Source organism: Gilliamella sp. wkB171, assembly GCF_001693755.1.
GTDB classification, from domain to species: Bacteria; Pseudomonadota; Gammaproteobacteria; order Enterobacterales; family Orbaceae; genus Gilliamella; species Gilliamella apicola_F.
Genome location: NZ_LYST01000043.1, coordinates 166,220 through 184,014, shown reverse-complemented (window position 1 = coordinate 184,014; position 17,795 = coordinate 166,220). Strand labels below are relative to the sequence as shown.

The 17,795-nt window shown below is 35.1% G+C and carries 15 protein-coding genes; 9 read left to right on the top strand and 6 right to left on the bottom strand.

Features of this window, described 5'->3' with window-relative positions:
* Positions 1–18: 18 nt before the first annotated feature.
* Genes A9G03_RS06895 through A9G03_RS06880 form a run of 4 tightly spaced genes read right to left on the bottom strand, consistent with a single transcriptional unit; the run spans position 19 to position 1,798 of the window.
* Complete coding sequence (locus tag A9G03_RS06895) at positions 19–354, bottom strand: type IV pilus modification PilV family protein (RefSeq protein ID WP_065633348.1); 336 nt, start codon at positions 352–354, stop codon at positions 19–21.
* The gene (locus A9G03_RS06890) at positions 347–781 is read right to left on the bottom strand and encodes a DUF2509 family protein (protein WP_065798790.1); all 435 of its coding nucleotides are present in this window, start codon (positions 779–781) and stop codon (positions 347–349) included. The genes A9G03_RS06895 and A9G03_RS06890 overlap by 8 nt, the downstream gene beginning before the upstream one ends.
* A complete protein-coding gene (locus tag A9G03_RS06885; RefSeq protein WP_065798789.1) occupies positions 765–1,328 on the bottom strand; it encodes a prepilin peptidase-dependent protein in 564 nt (187 codons plus the stop codon). The genes A9G03_RS06890 and A9G03_RS06885 overlap by 17 nt, the downstream gene beginning before the upstream one ends.
* Positions 1,322–1,798 carry a prepilin-type N-terminal cleavage/methylation domain-containing protein gene (locus A9G03_RS06880; protein WP_065798788.1) on the bottom strand — a complete coding sequence of 159 codons (477 nt, stop codon included), beginning with the start codon at positions 1,796–1,798 and terminating at the stop codon, positions 1,322–1,324. Before A9G03_RS06880 ends, A9G03_RS06885 begins: the two co-directional genes overlap by 7 nt.
* Before the next feature lie 223 nt (positions 1,799–2,021).
* Here A9G03_RS06880 and dapD point away from each other — a divergent pair, with 223 nt between their 5' ends.
* From dapD to yqfB, 8 genes are all read left to right on the top strand, one after another.
* Positions 2,022–2,846: a 2,3,4,5-tetrahydropyridine-2,6-dicarboxylate N-succinyltransferase gene (dapD, locus tag A9G03_RS06875; protein ID WP_065798787.1), complete on the top strand. Its 825-nt coding sequence runs from the start codon at positions 2,022–2,024 to the stop codon at positions 2,844–2,846.
* Between the two features lie 119 nt (positions 2,847–2,965).
* On the top strand, positions 2,966–3,457 hold the full coding sequence (locus A9G03_RS06870; protein ID WP_065633352.1) for a YajQ family cyclic di-GMP-binding protein: 492 nt from the start codon (positions 2,966–2,968) through the stop codon (positions 3,455–3,457).
* 233 nt (positions 3,458–3,690) lie between these two features.
* Positions 3,691–5,964, top strand: coding sequence for a beta-glucosidase BglX (gene bglX, locus A9G03_RS06865; protein ID WP_081297454.1), 2,274 nt, complete (start codon positions 3,691–3,693; stop codon positions 5,962–5,964).
* 55 nt (positions 5,965–6,019) lie between these two features.
* Positions 6,020–7,720: a sensor histidine kinase gene (locus tag A9G03_RS06860; protein ID WP_065633353.1), complete on the top strand. Its 1,701-nt coding sequence runs from the start codon at positions 6,020–6,022 to the stop codon at positions 7,718–7,720.
* Positions 7,714–8,433, top strand: a complete 720-nt coding sequence (gene btsR, locus A9G03_RS06855; protein ID WP_065798786.1) for a two-component system response regulator BtsR — start codon at positions 7,714–7,716, stop codon at positions 8,431–8,433. The genes A9G03_RS06860 and btsR overlap by 7 nt, the downstream gene beginning before the upstream one ends.
* A 291-nt stretch (positions 8,434–8,724) precedes the next feature.
* On the top strand, positions 8,725–10,872 hold the full coding sequence (locus A9G03_RS06850) for a carbon starvation CstA family protein (RefSeq protein WP_065798785.1): 2,148 nt from the start codon (positions 8,725–8,727) through the stop codon (positions 10,870–10,872).
* Positions 10,873–11,093: 221 nt separating this feature from the next.
* Complete coding sequence (locus A9G03_RS06845; protein WP_065798784.1) at positions 11,094–12,761, top strand: bifunctional metallophosphatase/5'-nucleotidase; 1,668 nt, start codon at positions 11,094–11,096, stop codon at positions 12,759–12,761.
* 29 nt (positions 12,762–12,790) lie between these two features.
* Positions 12,791–13,105 carry a N(4)-acetylcytidine aminohydrolase gene (gene yqfB, locus A9G03_RS06840; RefSeq protein ID WP_335340459.1) on the top strand — a complete coding sequence of 105 codons (315 nt, stop codon included), beginning with the start codon at positions 12,791–12,793 and terminating at the stop codon, positions 13,103–13,105.
* Positions 13,106–13,153: 48 nt separating this feature from the next.
* Here the strand turns inward: yqfB and A9G03_RS06835 are convergent, their stop codons facing one another.
* Together A9G03_RS06835 and A9G03_RS06830 are read right to left on the bottom strand one after the other, a co-directional pair.
* Complete coding sequence (locus A9G03_RS06835) at positions 13,154–13,618, bottom strand: NfeD family protein (RefSeq protein ID WP_065633358.1); 465 nt, start codon at positions 13,616–13,618, stop codon at positions 13,154–13,156.
* A 119-nt stretch (positions 13,619–13,737) separates the two neighbouring features.
* Entirely contained in the window at positions 13,738–14,646 is a 909-nt protein-coding gene (locus A9G03_RS06830; RefSeq protein ID WP_065633359.1) for an SPFH domain-containing protein, read from the bottom strand.
* A gap of 320 nt (positions 14,647–14,966) precedes the next feature.
* Between A9G03_RS06830 and A9G03_RS06825 the strand changes: the two genes are divergently transcribed.
* Complete coding sequence (locus A9G03_RS06825) at positions 14,967–17,495, top strand: SEL1-like repeat protein (protein ID WP_065798782.1); 2,529 nt, start codon at positions 14,967–14,969, stop codon at positions 17,493–17,495.
* Positions 17,496–17,795 lie beyond the last annotated feature (300 nt).

Here is a 17,795-nt window from a genome sequence, read left to right as displayed (position 1 = left end):
TATCCATTGGTCAATACGCTACTCATTTATCACATGACAAAATAATCGTTGCTGATTAATTTGCTTACTAGGCGTAGTTGTTATTGTGACTGATACGAGTTGGCACTGGCTTGTATAAGACTCACTTTGAATATTATATTGCCAATTATTAGGTACAATGTGCCTCGCTATATTAGGGTAACTATCAAGTAATGAAAACGCAATTTGCTGTGCCTTTTGTTGATCTGAAAGATAATGATAAAAATAGGTTAATGTGTGTTGATAATTACTAAAACTGACAATGACAATGGCAAATATCAAACAGGCTAGCATCACTTCGATTATACTAAACCCCGTCATATCATTGTTATTCACAATATGCTCTCCTTTTTTCTGGACAATAATCAAGCCAATGACCTTTTTGTACAATGAGTTTACTGCCTTGATGATGTGCCAAACTATAAACAAATAAACCTTCTGATTCACCACGTATCAGTACGTAGTTGTCGATTTGTAATAATGAATTTTTGATACACACTTTCCATTGATATTTTGTTTCAAATAAACATTGCCAATTATCTGTTGGTCTTTGCCAATTTTGGGTTAGTGCCCAATTTAATGCGGAATTTGCTTGATTAAAACGGTGATAATATTGATTTTCTCTGGCTAGTGTTTTATGCCATGAGATCATTAGTAAGTTAGTACTTGTTAATAATATAGCACCAATAATGGTTAAAATAATAACCATGATAATTGTACTAAAACCCTTTTCATGGTTGGTTTGATCAATAAAAATTTTCATTTTTCACTATTTTGCTTATTTGATATTTTACTTGTTGATGTTGTTTGAGTTCAGCTGCTAATACTATTTCGATAGTATTAGCCTGTTGCTTCAGATGGAATGTTGTCACTTTAATCTCAGCTGGATCGAATAATTTTTCCCACTTGGACTCATTACAAGTAGTCGCACCCGTTTTATATTCAATATTATTATTAACAAAGCGATACACAAAACTATCTGCGTTATTCATGGCTGAAGTATCATCGATCCAATCATGTCGAATTTGACTATCGTAACGAATGATAATGCAATTTTTTTCGTTAATAATGGCTAATGCAGTTTTATTTTGCTTACTCGGATCGTTGGCAATAAACCCTGCGCGCTTTATATCTTTGGCTATGCCAAATAGTGCTTGTTGAACAGTTTGTTGCAGATGAATGGCTCGATAATATTGTAAAGTATGTGCTTGTATCTGAAAGTAATAATCTGTCACTGCAATAAAAATTAAACTTGAAAGTGTTATTGATAACAACATTTCAAGTAGTGAAAATCCTGCTTGTTTTAACATGCTGGTAAACTTGGCAAATAGCTGTTGATGCGACAAAATCGAATTCGTCCACGAAATGATATTAACACTCTGGTTGCACCAATTGCGTTACTGAGTTCAAATGAACCTGTTTGAGCCATATTCCGTCTTCCCCAAAATGTAATAATTTTTTGTTCGTTTAATAATTTAATCTCAACCGAATTGTTGGGTTTGATAAACTGTAATAGTCCAGTTTGACAACTTGTTGGTGGCTCACCGGATGTAATTGTTAAACACCAAGGGGATAAAAATAAATGAAGACTATAATTTTCATTTTCAGTATTAGCTTTGACTTGGACTTCATTTAAAAAATAGGCTAATTGATGTGTTGTTGAGACTAATTCGTTACGGAGCTGTATCTCTTTCCATTGTTGCATGCCAATAGCGGCGCAAATTGCACTTATGCAAATAACAATCAATAATTCTAACAATGAAAATCCAAAATTTTGCATTTATCTTTTGTCTAGTAAACTTTCAATATGGATAAGTATAGAAAATTTTGGTTTTGGTATTTTATGGGTGTGAGGTATTTGTGAACTTAATTCCAAATAAATGTTGTTTATTACCAAGAAAGCTAGTTTGATACGACAAACCGCTTAAAAAGCGTGGCATATTATATTATACTGTGCATCTATTTAAATTTGCTAACGGACTTAAAGTTAAAGGAAACGAGAAATGCAACAATTACAAACTATTATTGAGGCAGCATTTGAACGTCGTGCTGAAATTACGCCTTCAAATATTGATACAGTAACGCGTGATGCAATTAATCAATGTATCGCTCTATTAGACAGCGGTAAAATGCGTGTCGCCGAAAAGATTAATGGCGATTGGGTGACTCATCAATGGTTAAAAAAAGCGGTGTTGCTCTCTTTCCGTATTAATGAAAATCAACTTATTGATGGTGGCGCAACAAATTACTATGACAAAGTGCCATTAAAATTTGCTGATTATGATGAAGCACGCTTCCAACAAGAAGGCTTCCGTGTCGTTCCATCTGCAATTGCACGTAAAGGTGCGTATGTGGCTCGTAATACCGTATTAATGCCATCTTATGTAAATATTGGTGCTTATGTTGATGAAGGTACAATGGTTGATACTTGGGTAACTGTTGGTTCTTGTGCGCAAATTGGTAAAAATGTTCATTTATCGGGTGGCGTTGGTATTGGTGGTGTGTTAGAACCGTTGCAAGCAAATCCAACGATTATTGAAGATAACTGCTTTATTGGTGCACGTAGTGAAATCGTTGAAGGTGTGATTGTTGAAGAAGGCAGTGTGATCTCAATGGGTGTTTTCATCGGTCAAAGTACTAAAATTTATGATCGCGCAACAGGTGAAGTCCATTACGGCCGCGTGCCAGCCGGTTCAGTTGTGGTATCAGGTAACTTACCAACTAAAGATGGTAAATACAGTTTGTATTGTGCAGTAATTGTTAAAAAAGTCGATGCTAAAACGTTAGGAAAAGTAGGGATTAACGAATTACTTCGTACCATCGATTAATCGCAATCAATTACCATAAATTAATTGACTGTCTTTGTTTTTAATATAGAGACAGTCAATATATTCTTATAATATTCATCAAGTTAATTTTATTTTTAATTATTCGCAAAGGAGAATTTATGCCTTCTTTTGATATTGTTTCTGAAATTCAAATGCCAGAAGTGAAAAATGGTGTTGAAAATGCAACCCGTGAACTAACTACGCGTTGGGATTTTAAAAATGTCGAAGCCTCATTTGAGCTTAATGAAAAAAATGAAACGATTAAAGCGACCAGTCAATCTGACTTCCAAGTACAACAGCTATTAGATATTTTACGTGATAAGTTAGCCAAACGTGGTATTGATGGTGGGGCACTAGAAATTCCGGAAGAGATGGAACATAGTGGAAAACTATATAGTATTACAGTAAAACTAAAACAAGGTATTGATAAAGAGTTAGCTAAAAAAATAGTTAAGTTGATTAAAGACAGCAAAATTAAAGTTCAAGCCCAAGTACAAGGGGAGCAGGTTCGCGTTACGGGTAAATCACGTGATGATTTACAAGCAACGATGGCATTAGTTAAAAACGGAGAATTAGGGCAACCGTTTCAATTTACTAATTTTAGAGACTAATTAGTGTAATCTTCATGAACGTCGTCTGGCAATAACTCACGCTAAACGATTAGCCCTCATTTATTATGTAAAAAAGCTTAAGGTTAAATAATATTAACGTCAATTTTTTTATATAATAAATGCGATCTTGTTTTAAACATAAATGAAAACAATGTAAATAACGAGATTTTTATGCGCGAATAAGTTATGCTATCTTCATGTCTATCCTCTAAATTATAACAATATTTATCATGATGAAAAAATTAATAGTTGTTTTGGTTTTTTTTCTGTTTTCAGGCTCTTTGTTCGCACAAGATTCTAATAACGAAGAAAAAAAAGCTTTTATTGATAATTTATTATCAAAAATGACCATAAAAGAAAAAGTGGGTCAGTTAAGATTAATTAGTGTAGGTGGCGATCTCACTTTACCAAAAGTATTAGATCAAATCGAGGCTGGAGAAATTGGTGGTATTTTTAATACTGTCGTTGAGCCAGATTTGACAAATATGCAAGACCGCGCTTTAAAGTCCCCGAATAAAATTCCTCTATTTTTTGGATTTGATATTATTCATGGTCATCGTACGGTATTCCCAATTAATTTAGGTGTTGCATCGAGTTGGGATCGTAATGTTATAGGTAAAGTTGCTGAAGTTTCTGCCGACGAAGCCACTTCAGATGGATTAAATATTACTTGGGCCCCAATGGTTGATATTACCCGAGATCCTAGATGGGGACGCGTTTCTGAAGGCTTTGGTGAAGATCCCTATTTAACATCTGAAGCAGGACGTATTTTTGTCGAAAAAATGCAAAAACAGTCTCTTGATGATAAAAAATCGTTAGTGACAACCGTTAAGCATTTTGCGCTATATGGTGCGGTCGAAGCGGGTCGCGAATATAACAGCACCGATATGAGTGAACGTAAAATGTTCCAAGAGTATCTTGTACCTTATAAAGCCGCTATTGATGCCGGTAGTCGTGCTGTAATGGTATCTTTAGTCAGTGTTAACGGTATTCCAGCGACAGCTAATCATTGGCTACTGACTGAAGTATTACGTGACCAATGGCATTTTAATGGTGTGGTTGTGAGTGATCATGGTGCGATTCGTGAATTGATTAATCATGGTGTGGCAAGCGATGCTAAAGATGCTGTTCGCGTGGCGATAAAAGCAGGTATTGATATCAGTATGAATGATGAATATTTTCTTCAATTTTTACCTGAACTTGTTAATGAAGGTGTCCTCACAGAAGAGGATATTAACAAAGCTTGTCGACATGTATTAGAACTTAAATACGACATGGGACTGTTTAATGACCCTCATCGTAATTTAGATCCTAAATTAGATATCGATACGATGTTTGCCGACAACCGACTACATCGGGAAGAAGCCCGAGATGTAGCGCGTCGAAGTATTGTGTTATTAAAAAATAAAAATAGCATTTTACCTTTAGCCAAAAATAAGAAAATAGCCGTGATTGGACCACTTGCCGATTCTAAGCGCGATATTTTAGGTAGTTGGTCAGGTGCCGGACGCGCTAATCTAGCTGTCACGCCTTTAGAAGGAATCAAAAATGCAGTAAAAGATCCTAAAACAATTAGTTACGCATTTGGTGCTAATCTTTCCGATGATTCTAATTTATATAAATTTTTAAATTTATATGAAGAAACCACCAAATTTGATCCTCGTCCTGCTGATAAAATGATTGCTGAAGCAGTTGCTAAAGCCAAAAAAGCTGATGTTGTTGTGCTGTTTGTGGGTGAAGCGGAAGGAATGGCGCATGAGTCATCTAGTCGCACCGATCTTTCATTGCAAGCTAGTCAAAAACGGTTAATCAAAGCTTTAAAGGCAACAGGTAAACCTTTAGTTATAGCATTAATGAATGGCCGCCCATTAACGGTAAAAGAAGAGTATGAACAAGCTGATGCTATGCTCGAAACTTGGTTTTTAGGCACAGAAGGGGGCAATGCTATTGCTGATGTTTTATTTGGTGATTATAACCCGTCAGCTAAACTACCAATGTCATTTCCTGATAATGTAGGGCAAATTCCTGTCTATTATAGTCATTTAAATACTGGTCGCCCTCATGGTACTGAAAATATGGGGAAATATACAACATCGTATTTTGATAGCCCTAATGAACCGCTATTCCCGTTTGGATTTGGTTTAAGTTATACCCATTTTACGATAGATTTTGCCTTATCAAGTACTGAAATGCCGCAAAATGGTGAAATTGTGGTGACTGCAAATGTTGAGAATATTGGTGAGAAAGAAGGTAGCCAAACGGTACAGTTTTACCTCCAAGATGTCACAGCTTCGGTCAGTCGACCCGTTAAACAGTTGATAGGTTTTGAAAATATTACTTTAAAACCTCATGAAAAAGGTGAAGTGAAATTAGTGATCAAACCAGATATGCTAAAATTCTGGAATGACAAAATGCAATATGTTGCAGAACCAGGTAAATTCAATATCTACGTTGGCTCTGATTCGACAACGCAAGATAAACAGTCCTTTACCTTATTAGATAAATAAATTAATTATATTAACCGTCGACATCTGTCGACGGTTTTATTTTGTGGTCAAAATTATGTTTGAATTTGATCTTGTTTTACAACTTCTTCAACAAATGTGTATTTATTTAGTTATCGCTTATCTACTAAGTAAAACACCTATTGTTATTCCATTAATGCAAGTGACTGTGCATTTACCTCATAAGTTAGTCTGCTATTGCATCTTTTCTCTATTTTGTATTATGGGCAGTTATTTTGGTTTACACATTGAAGACACAATAGCCAACACCCGAGCCATTGGTGCTATTTTAGGCGGCCTGCTTGGCGGTCCCATGGTCGGGCTATTAGTTGGGATAACTGGAGGAATTCATCGTTATACGTTAGGTGGAATTACCGCTGAAAGTTGTATGTTTTCAACTATTTTAACAGGATTGATTAGTGGTCTATTGCATTATGGCTTAATGAAAAAAGGTCGAGTTGATCTTATCTATAATCCGTTGTTAGTCGGGGTTTTAGGCTTATTAGTCGAATCGCTTGAAATGATAATGGTGCTCTTAATTTCACGTCCTTTTGACGTGGTTTTACATGCAGTTAAAAGTATTGCTGCGCCTATGATTGTGGCTAATAGTATTGGCGCTGCTATGTTTATGCGAATTTTACTCGACAGGCGCGCTATTTTTGAACGATATACGTCTGCCTTTTCCGCAAAGGCACTTAAGATTGCCGCAAGTACCGAAGGGTTGCTTCGTGATGGTTTTAATCAAAGTAATAGTACTAAAGTTGCACAAATTATTTATCAAGAGTTAGATATTGGTGCAGTTTCGATCACTGATAGAGAAAAAATCTTAGCATTTATTGGTGTTGGTGATGACCATCATCTACCCGGCACACCAATTACTTCTAATGTTACTTTAGAAGCGATTGAACAAAATGATGTTAAATATCTTGATGGCATTCATCAACCTTATCAATGTTCAATTAATAAATATTGCCGCTTAGGTTCAACGTTAGTTATTCCGCTGAGAGGTGAAAACAATACTGTTGTTGGCACAATTAAACTTTATGAAGCCAAAAATACATTGTTTAGTTCGATCAATCGTACGCTTGGTGAAGGCATCGCCAGTTTACTGTCCGCACAAATTTTAGCTGGGCAAAATGAGCACTACAAACAATTATTATCTAAAACTGAGATTAAATTATTGCACGCTCAAGTTAATCCTCATTTTTTATTTAATGCGCTCAATACGCTATTGGCCGTTATTCGTCGAGATAAACAACAAGCATCACAATTAGTGCAGAATCTTTCGACTTTCTTTCGCAAAAATCTTAAGCGAACCGATGAAATTGTTACGCTTAAAGACGAAATTGAGCATGTTAATGCTTATTTGCAAATTGAAAAAATGCGCTTTATGGAACAATTGACTGTCGAAATAACTATTCCCCCACATTTAGAATCGGCTCAGTTACCGGCTTTTTCACTACAACCGATAGTGGAAAATGCGATTAAACATGGTACTTCGCAATTAATTGGTAAAGGAAAAGTGGCGATTTATGCCTATGAACAAAATCAAACATTAGTTTTAGAGGTTATGGATAACGCTGGTAACTACTGCGAAAATAAAAAAGACACAAAAGGATTAGGTCTAAATTTGGTTGATAAACGAATTAATATTCGTTATGGTGAGCAATACGGAATAAAAATAGAATGTGAACCTGATACTTATACTAAAGTAGTATTAACATTGCCTTTACAAAAGGAAAGCTGTATCCAATGTTAGATGTAATTATTGTAGATGATGAATTGCTTGCCCGTGAAAATTTACGTTGCTTGCTTGAAAGTGATCCTGAAATTAATATTGTTGCTGAATGTAATAATGCAATGGAAGCGATTCGAGAGATTCATCGTTTGCAACCTGATGTGGTTTTTTTAGATATTCAAATGCCGAAAATAAATGGTATTGAAATGTTATCTATGTTAGATCCTAAAACCATGCCACATATAGTGTTTTTAACTGCTTATAGTGAGTTTGCGGTCAAAGCCTTTGAAGAGCAAGCTTTTGATTACTTATTGAAACCTGTTGAATCAGAGCGCTTACATAAAACGCTAAATCGATTGCATCATCACTGTATTCCTTGTGATATTTGCCAATTAAAAGGAATCAAGCAGGATTTTGAGTATATTCCATGTGTTGGGCATAATCGTATTTATCTGTTGAATATTGAGGATGTCTATTATGTGTCATCTAAAATTAGCGGCATTTATGTTTTTAACCAAACCAATCAAGAATACTTTACCGAATTAACCTTAAAAACTCTAGAAGATAAAACTCCATTGATCCGCTGTCATCGTCAATATTTGGTTAATTTAAAAAAGCTTAAAGAAATTCGTTTCAATGATACAAATGGCGTTGATATTATTTTAAATAATGATATTTCAGTTCCTGTTAGCCGTCGTTATTTAAAACAACTCAAAGAGATGTTGGGATTATAGTTTTTGTTGTAATTCGTAAAAACCACTCATCCGTTAAATTTAACCACTCATCTTTTCTATTTAACCTATAACTTAAATATCGATACCTCTATATTCATTAAAAAATTACTATATGCTTGGATGTAAAGGAACTTTTAGTTGATATTTTAGGCTATAACAATACAGACAAGCTATTTTAATGAAATTAAAAATGATGGTTTTTTTAATATCAAAACATAGTAAGTCTATATCTGTTTTAAATGGTGTTAAATTTCGAACTAATTAAATTTAAAACCCATGAAGAGAGTTATTATGAATAATAAAGTCTTTAAGCATATTCCATGGCTGATCTTAGCCTTTATTGGTGCATGTTGTTTAGCCGTAATTGCATTACGGCGAGGTGAACATGTCAGCGCACTATGGATTGTTGCTGCTGCTGTTTCAATTTATCTTGTCGCGTACCGATATTACAGTTTGTATATCGCTAAAAAGGTCATGCAATTAGACCCGACGCGTGCAACCCCTGCTGTCATTAATAATGACGGTTTAAACTTTGTACCGACTAATAAATATGTATTATTTGGTCACCATTTTGCTGCCATTGCCGGTGCAGGTCCGTTGGTTGGGCCGGTACTTGCCGCTCAAGTAGGGTACTTACCAGGCACACTTTGGTTACTTGCAGGTGTCGTGTTTGCCGGTGCGGTACAAGACTTTATGGTTCTATTTTTATCTTCTAGACGTAATGGCTCATCTTTGGGCGAAATGATTAAAGAAGAGATGGGGGCCATTCCTGGCACCATAGCGCTATTTGGTTGCTTCCTTATCATGCTTATAATACTTGCGGTTTTAGCATTGATTGTGGTTAAAGCGCTAGCTGAAAGCCCTTGGGGTGTATTTACTGTTTGCTCAACAGTACCTATTGCCTTATTTATGGGTATTTATATGCGATTTTTAAGACCAGGACGGGTATTAGAAGTATCTGTTATTGGTATTGTGTTATTAGTGTTATCAATATGGTTTGGTGGCGTAATTGCACATGATGCATATTGGGGACCAGCTTTAACTTTCAAAGCAACGACTATTACTTATGTATTAGTGGGCTATGCTTTAGTTTCAGCAATGTTACCTGTTTGGTTAATCCTAGCACCTCGTGATTATTTAGCGACATTTTTAAAAATCGGCGTAATTGTTGGTTTAGCTATTGGTATTGTGATCTTAAATCCTGATTTAAAAATGCCAGATGTGACCCAATATGTTGATGGTACCGGTCCAGTTTGGAAAGGTTCACTTTTCCCATTCTTATTTATTACGATTGCTTGTGGTGCTGTTTCTGGCTTCCATGCATTAATTTCATCAGGTACAACGCCAAAATTACTTGCTAACGAAACGGATGCTCGCTTCATCGGTTATGGTGCAATGTTAATGGAGTCATTCGTTGCCATGATGGCATTAGTCGCTGCTTCAATTATTGAACCAGGTCTTTATTTTGCTATGAATACTCCACCGGCAGCTTTAGGGATTACTATGCCTGATTTGCATAAATTAGGTACTGATCAAGCGCCAATAATAATGGAACAACTTAAAGATGTGACAGCCCATGCTGCTGCAACTGTTAGTTCGTGGGGATTTGTCATTTCACCTGACGAAATTTTACAAACAGCCAAAGATATTGGTGAACCGTCAGTGCTTAATCGTGCCGGTGGTGCGCCAACGCTAGCGGTAGGTATTGCTCACGTGTTCCATCAGATTATTCCTGGTGCCAATATGGGCTTTTGGTATCACTTTGGTATTTTATTTGAAGCCTTATTTATCTTAACTGCACTTGATGCCGGTACTCGTTCTGGTCGTTTTATGTTACAAGATCTTTTAGGTAACTTTGTCCCATTCTTGAAAAAAACCGATTCACTTATTGCCGGTTTTATTGGTACAGTGGGTTGTGTTGGTTTATGGGGCTACTTACTCTATCAAGGCGTTGTTGATCCATTAGGTGGTGTTAAGAGCTTATGGCCATTATTCGGTATCTCAAATCAAATGTTAGCTGCGGTTGCGTTAGTTTTAGCAACGGTTGTGTTAATTAAAATGAAACGTGCTCAATATATTTGGGTGACAATTATTCCAGCAATATGGTTACTCATCTGTACAACATGGGCATTAGCATTGAAATTATTCAGTAATGATCCGCAATTAGAAGGTTTCTTCTATTTAGCCAATGAATATAAACGTCGCATTGCTGAAGGTAGTGAATTAACCGCGCAACAAATTGATAATATGCACCATATCGTTATTAACAATTATACTAATGCGGGTTTAAGTATTCTATTTTTAGTGGTTGTTTACAGTATTATTTTCTTTGGTATTAAAACTGCATTAAAAGTACGTAATAATAAACAAAGAACAGATAAAGAAACAGCTTATGTGCCAATTCCTGAAGGTGGTGTAAAAACTTCAATGTCACATTAAGTCTGTATTATTAACGACGTTAGTTATCAAGTCGTCAAGAAATATTGATGGTTGTCTATCTCATACCCAATAATATTGTTATATTGTTGGGTATTTTTATATCATTTAATATTATCTTATTGCGAGTTGTGATTATAAATGAACGATGCTTTTAACGTATCAGTCATTTTATTTTCGTATAGGGAAGATTATTTGTTTGTCGAGTTTTAAAGGAGCTTAAAATGTTACTCAATAAAAGATTGTTATCATTATTCACGATTATCGCCTTATCTAGTCCCTTGCCACTGTTGGCTAAACAGGTAAATGTCGCTATTTTAGCAACTTCCGATGTTCATGGACGAATGTTACCTTGGGATTATGGCACTGATAAGGCCGATTTATCCGGTTCTTACGCACAAATATCTACCTTTGTTAATCAGTTTCGTGAGCATCACCCTAATGTCATTTTAGTTGATGCGGGTGATATTATTCAAGATAACCAAATTGAACGTTTTCACGATGTGAAAAATCATCCAGCTATTGAGGCTCTTAATACTATGAAATATGACATTATGGTATTAGGTAACCATGAATTTAATTTTGGCATGCCAGTTGTCGATAAAATTGTTGCTGAATTTAAAGGTAAAACATTGGCAGCGAATATCTTTTATAAAGACTCTGGTAAAGCCTATTTACCCGCTACATCTATTATTGAAAAAGATGGCGTAAAAATTGGTTTTATTGGGGCAACGACACCATTTGTACCTGAATATGAAGATAAAACAGGTTATGTGAAACAAATGGAATTCACTATGCCAATTCCAGAAATACAAAAACAAGTTGAAAATTTAAAACAACAACATGTTGATGCTATTGTTTTAGTTACTCATATGGGAGTGGATAATGAAAATAATAAACCAGGTACAGGTGTTGCTGATGTGGCTAACCAAGTGCCCGATATCGATGTGATTATAGCCGGGCACAATCATCAAAATATAAGTGAAAAAGTGATAAATAATGTTTTGATTACTGAACCACATCGTTATGGTACCGTGGTTTCGGTGGTTGATTTAACCTTTGATCTTGAAAAAAACAAAACCTCTTTAGTTAATAAAAAAGCCGAAACACAGCCAGTTAAATCGTATGCCGCCGATCCGGCAATTGAAAAAATCTATGCGCCTTATCATGAACAATTAAGGGAAATAGCCAATCAGGTTATTGGTGAAACCGATCGTGATTTGGTTCCCCAGCAAATGATTCATGGTATTCCTGCGATTTACCTTGAAGAAACAGGGCTAACTCATTTACTCAATGCCGTTCAATTATATTATAGTGGTGCGGATGTGACATCTGTGTTGGTTGATAATAAAAAAGCAATACTAAATAAAGGTCCAATCACGCGTAAAGATATCGCCAATAATTATCAATATACCGCTGGTGAAACCAGTATATTCGAAGTCACCGGTCAAGATCTAAAAGACTATATGGAATGGTCGGCTGCTTATTTTGCACAAGTACAACCCGGCGATAAAAATTATCAATATGATCCGATTCGTGGCGCGTCAAAATATATGACTTACGATATGTTTGGTGGGGTCAAATATACTATTGATTTAACTCAACCGGTTGGTGAGCGAATTAAAAATTTAACATTGCTTAATGGTCAGGCTATCACTGCGGATATGAAGCTAAAATTAGGTATGAACGCTTATCGTTACGAAATGTTAGTCAAAAAAGGTGGGCCATTAGAAGGAAGACGTGTTCAACCAACTTGGGACTCGCGAACCGCTTTTGGTGATGAACAAGGCACCATCCGTAATATGACGATAAAATATATTACAGACGTCAAAAAAGGTAAAATTACTGATGAATCTAACCATAATTGGCAAGTGATCGGTATCAAACCTTAACTTTTTTTGTAATAAAAAGGATGATCGTTGTGAAAAATGATATAACGTTTTACCAACGTTTTAAATCAGATATTTTGGCAGGTTTAAAAACGATTACTATTCGTGATAAAAGTGAATCACATTTTAACGTTGGTGATGTGTTGCGAGTAGGCGTTTTTGAAACGGATTCATATTTTTGTAGTATAAAAATTACTAATGTGACGCCTGTAACACTCAATCAATTGACTGAAGAACACGCTAAGCAAGAAAATATGAGCTTAACTGAACTGAAAAAAATCATTAGTGATATTTACCCTAACGAACAACAGTTTGTTATTATTGCTTTTCAACTATTATCAATCTAAAAAAACGCGCCTAAAGCGCGTTTTTTACTGGTAAAAAGCAAAATGTGACTAGTTTTTTATTGGTTGTACCGTTAAAACTAGACCATTAACCGCGATAACTTCAACAGCATGACCAACCGGTAAATTAATATCACATTGTGCTGGCCAAGTGCCGTCTTTGATTTTGACTCGGCCTGAGCCATTGATAATGGCGTCGGTAACAAGGGTTTTAATACCAATTAAATCTTGTTGTGGTTGATTAATTTCGTTGCTATTCGGTTTGCTTTGCCCAGACTTTTTAAGCCATAGCCACCATAAATATGCTGAAACCAAGGTAAATATAGCAAATAAAATCCATAGAACAGGCCAAGACAGAGGCAAAATCCAAGCAATAAGACCAACAACAATTGCAGCGATACCGCTCCAAAGTGAGTAGCCACCAGTACCAAGCAATTCTGCAATTAATAATGTTCCCCCTAAAATAAAAAATACCCAATGAGGGGAATTATAAATAACGGTTAAAATATCAGTCATCGTTTAATTTACCTAATTACCTAATTGAAATTGCAAAAGTATTTATTTAATTCCAAAATAACTTGTTTTAAAGTACCTTGGAAAATATATACAACCAGTTCGGAAACTACCTTGTGACATCATTTAGAGTTTTTAATTAGCTCCGCAATGCCACCAATACTGCCCATTAAACTTGATGCATCTAAAGGCATCATAATGACTTTACTGTTATTTGCCGATCCAATTTGTTGTAGCGCTTCAGTATATTTTTGTGCAACAAAGTAATTAACCGCATTAATATTACCTGCTGCGATTGCATCAGACACCATTTGTGTGGCTTTTGCTTCGGCTTCGGCCGCACGTTCACGGGCTTCGGCTTGTAAAAATGCGGCTTGTCGTTCACCTTCGGCCTTTAATATTTCGGACTGTTTTTCACCTTCTGAACGTAGTATTGCTGCCTGACGAACACCTTCAGCTTCCAGAATTTCCGCACGTTTATTACGTTCTGCTTTCATTTGTGCATTCATCGCGGCAATAAGTTCTGCCGGCGGGCGAACATCTCGAATTTCAATACGGGTGATTTTAATGCCCCAAGGGTTTGTTGCATCATCAACAATGCTAAGTAATTTTGAGTTGATATGATCACGTTGTGATAGCATTTCATCAAGTTCCATGCTGCCGAGTACCGTACGAATATTGGTCATCATTAAATTAATCACAGCACGTTCAAGTTGATTAACTTGATAAGCTGCTCTAGCTGCGTCTTGCACTTGAATAAAGCAAACGGCATCAATTTGTACGTTGGCATTATCTTTTGATATAACTTCTTGTGATGGAATATCAAGCACTTGTTCCATCATATTAATTTTACGACCAATCCCATCCATAAAAGGAATAATGATATTCAATCCCGGTTCAAGTGTGTGGGTGTATTTACCAAAACGCTCAATGGTGTATTGATAACCTTGCGGAACAATGGTAATGCATTTTAAAACGGTGATTAGTGCGAGTAACACGATGATACCGATAAAAATATAAAATATAGGCATAGATTAATTTCTCTTAGTAATATGAATTTAAGCGGTATAAGCATTCTAATGGCTATGAGATTTTTTGACCAGTTATTAATAAATAATCTTTATGTTATTTATTATTGATTTTATGAAGCTAATTTATTTTTAGTCATATTTTTGCTCTATCCCTTGTTAAATTTTTGGTGATTTTTTAACTTAACGCTAAACTGTGTATATTAATTTAAACGATGCGCTAATTTTAACCAACAAGAATCATTCCAGCCCAGCACATACTGGCTGTCGTTTAATTGTTTACTACGATTAAATATGACAAGAAAAACAGAATAGGAATAATAATGGAAGAGAAAATAGTTGAACAAAATATTAAACAACAAACGATCGAGCAGAGAATTGCAGATTTAAAAAAAATCACCAAAAACGATGGCGATGAAGCATATTCAGAGGCTCAATTTGAATTAGCCAAAATTTATTTTTTGGATAAAAAAAATAGTGAAGCCGCAATCAAACATTTATTAAAGGTTAAAAAGCTAGGTAATTCGACATTATATGCCGAAGCTCAGTTCAAATTAGCCCAGATCTATCAAGATGAAAAAAATAACATAGCGCAGGCAGAACACCATTATTTACAGGTACAAAGGCAGGATAATGCCGATGCTTATGCTAAGGCACAATACAATTTAGCGCTTATTTACGAAGAAGAAAAACAGGATATCGAGCAGGCAGAACACCATTATTTACAGGTACAAAGGGAGGATAATGCCGATGCTTATGCTAGGGCACAATGTAATTTAGCACTTATTTACCAATTTAAAAAACAGGATATCGAAAAGGCAGAACGCCATTATTTACGGGTGAAAAGGGAGGGTAATGCCGATGCTTATGCTAAGGCACAATTTAATTTAGCGGGTATTTACGAAGAAGAAAAACAGGATATCGAGCAGGCAGAATACCATTATTTACAGGTGAAAAAGCAGGATAATGCTGATGTTTATGCCGAGGCTCAATGGAATTTAGCACTTATTTACCAAGTTGAAAAACAGGATATTGAGCAGGCAGAACACTATTATTTACAGGTACAAAGGCAGGATAATGCCGATGCTTATGCTAAGGCACAATTGAATTTAGCGGGTATTTACCAAGAAGAAAAACAGGATATCGAGCAGGCAGAACACCATTATTTACAGGTACAAAGGCAGGATAATGCCGATGCTTATGCTAAAGCACAATTGAATTTAGCGGGTATTTACCAAGAAGAAAAACAGGATATCGAGCAGGCAGAATACCATTATTTACAGGTACAAAGAGAAGATAATGCCGATGCTTATGCTAGGGCACAATGGAATTTAGCCCTTATCTACCAATTTAAAAAACAGGATATCGAAAAGGCAGAACGCCATTATTTACGGGTGAAAAAACAGGATAATGCCGATGTTTATGTTAGGGCTCAATGGAATTTAGGTCTTATCTATCAAATTGAAAAACAGCTTTATAACAAAGCCAGTCAATGTTTCTTACAATGTTATAAGAGCTCTGATCTTAAAATTTCAAATATGGCAAATATTTATTTAGGGGATAATATCTATTTTAATCAAACAAAAGGTAGTTTAAAAAAAGCAGAAGAATATTATCTGAATGTATCTTATTCCAATGATTTATTTATGCTTTATACTATTGCTCAAATCATGTTATCAGTCATTGATAATAATAATGAAGCTTCTACATTATTTGCCGATGCCAATAAACGCGAGCAATCAGTTACTCAGTACATTTGTGATATCAGAACATTAGCAGAAAATATTCAGAAGCAGTTACTGGTTACATTTAAATTAAATAAAAAGTTAAAAAGTCAAAACAAACAATATGAACGGCAGGTTGCGCATTATACCAGACCGGGCGTGTTATTTAGTCTTTTAAAAAATGAGCCTAGCGATTTCCGTTTAAATGTGGTTGATTTTATGAATGATCCCACTGAAAATCAGGTACTCACTAGTTGGCTTAATATTAAAACAGATAGGGATAGTGAAATTAAAAGCTTTTTAGCCAGTTTTTCATTTAATCACAATTCGTTAAATCAATTTCGTTTATATGGCAATGAAAACAATATTGTCGGCTCCAGTGTCAGTGTAGTATTTAATCAAAATTTTTTTGGCGACGATGTTGAACACAGCATCAATCCTGATGGTATTAATCATTTAAATAAATTCACATCAGTTAAAACACCAAAACAAGATTTTATTGATAATAAAACTGATGCTAATGAGAAGAACGAACCGTTAACACAACCCTCCTTTCATGATTTATCTTTGTTCCGTTGTTTGTATTTTGATCCAAATAATGAATATATTAGTCTTGCCAAACGTAATAAATTTTCTTTTTATCTGGAGCACCGAGAAAGTTCTGCATCTGAAATTGAAGAAAAATGGAATGACTACCTAACCCAATTAGATGAAGAGCATAAAATTAAAACAATTAAAAAGATATTAAATCAAATAAAACAAAAAATAAAAAAATTAAAGGTAAACGGAAAGGTAAAAAATCTTTCTATTCTCGATCAATTAATTACCTTAGCCGTCATGCCTATCTCGTGCTTAATTAAACATGCTGCATTTGAAGATGAAGATGAATGTCGAATGATTTATATCACAAATATTGCCGATGAAAAAATTCAAGCGCCGACAGATTATGTTCAAGCCAGCAGTTTATTTATTAATTACAAAACGGTGGAAGATTATATTGAGAAGATTTATTTAGGTCCGCAATGTGAAGCACATCATAAATTATGGATTACTAACCACTTTCGTATTTCGTCAAAACCAAGATCTAAGTTGGTTAAAGTGATTCAATCCGAAATGCCGTTGCGCTAATTTTTACAAAGGATGCTTTATAACAAATAGCATCCTTTGGTTGAACTTGCTATTGATATACTAAAATAAATTTTATTTCTGCACACAAAATATTCACTTGACATTGCATCAATGAACTAGTTTAATAGTACAACATTCATTTTACATTAATAATAATCATGAAATCACAATACTTTTATTTGATTGCTTGCAAATTCGCTAATTTTGGTTGGTGGCGTATCACTTTGGGCGGGTGATTTGATAAAGCATTGTCTTTGTTTATAAAACCCGCTTAGCGCGGGTTTTTAGTTTTTCATAATC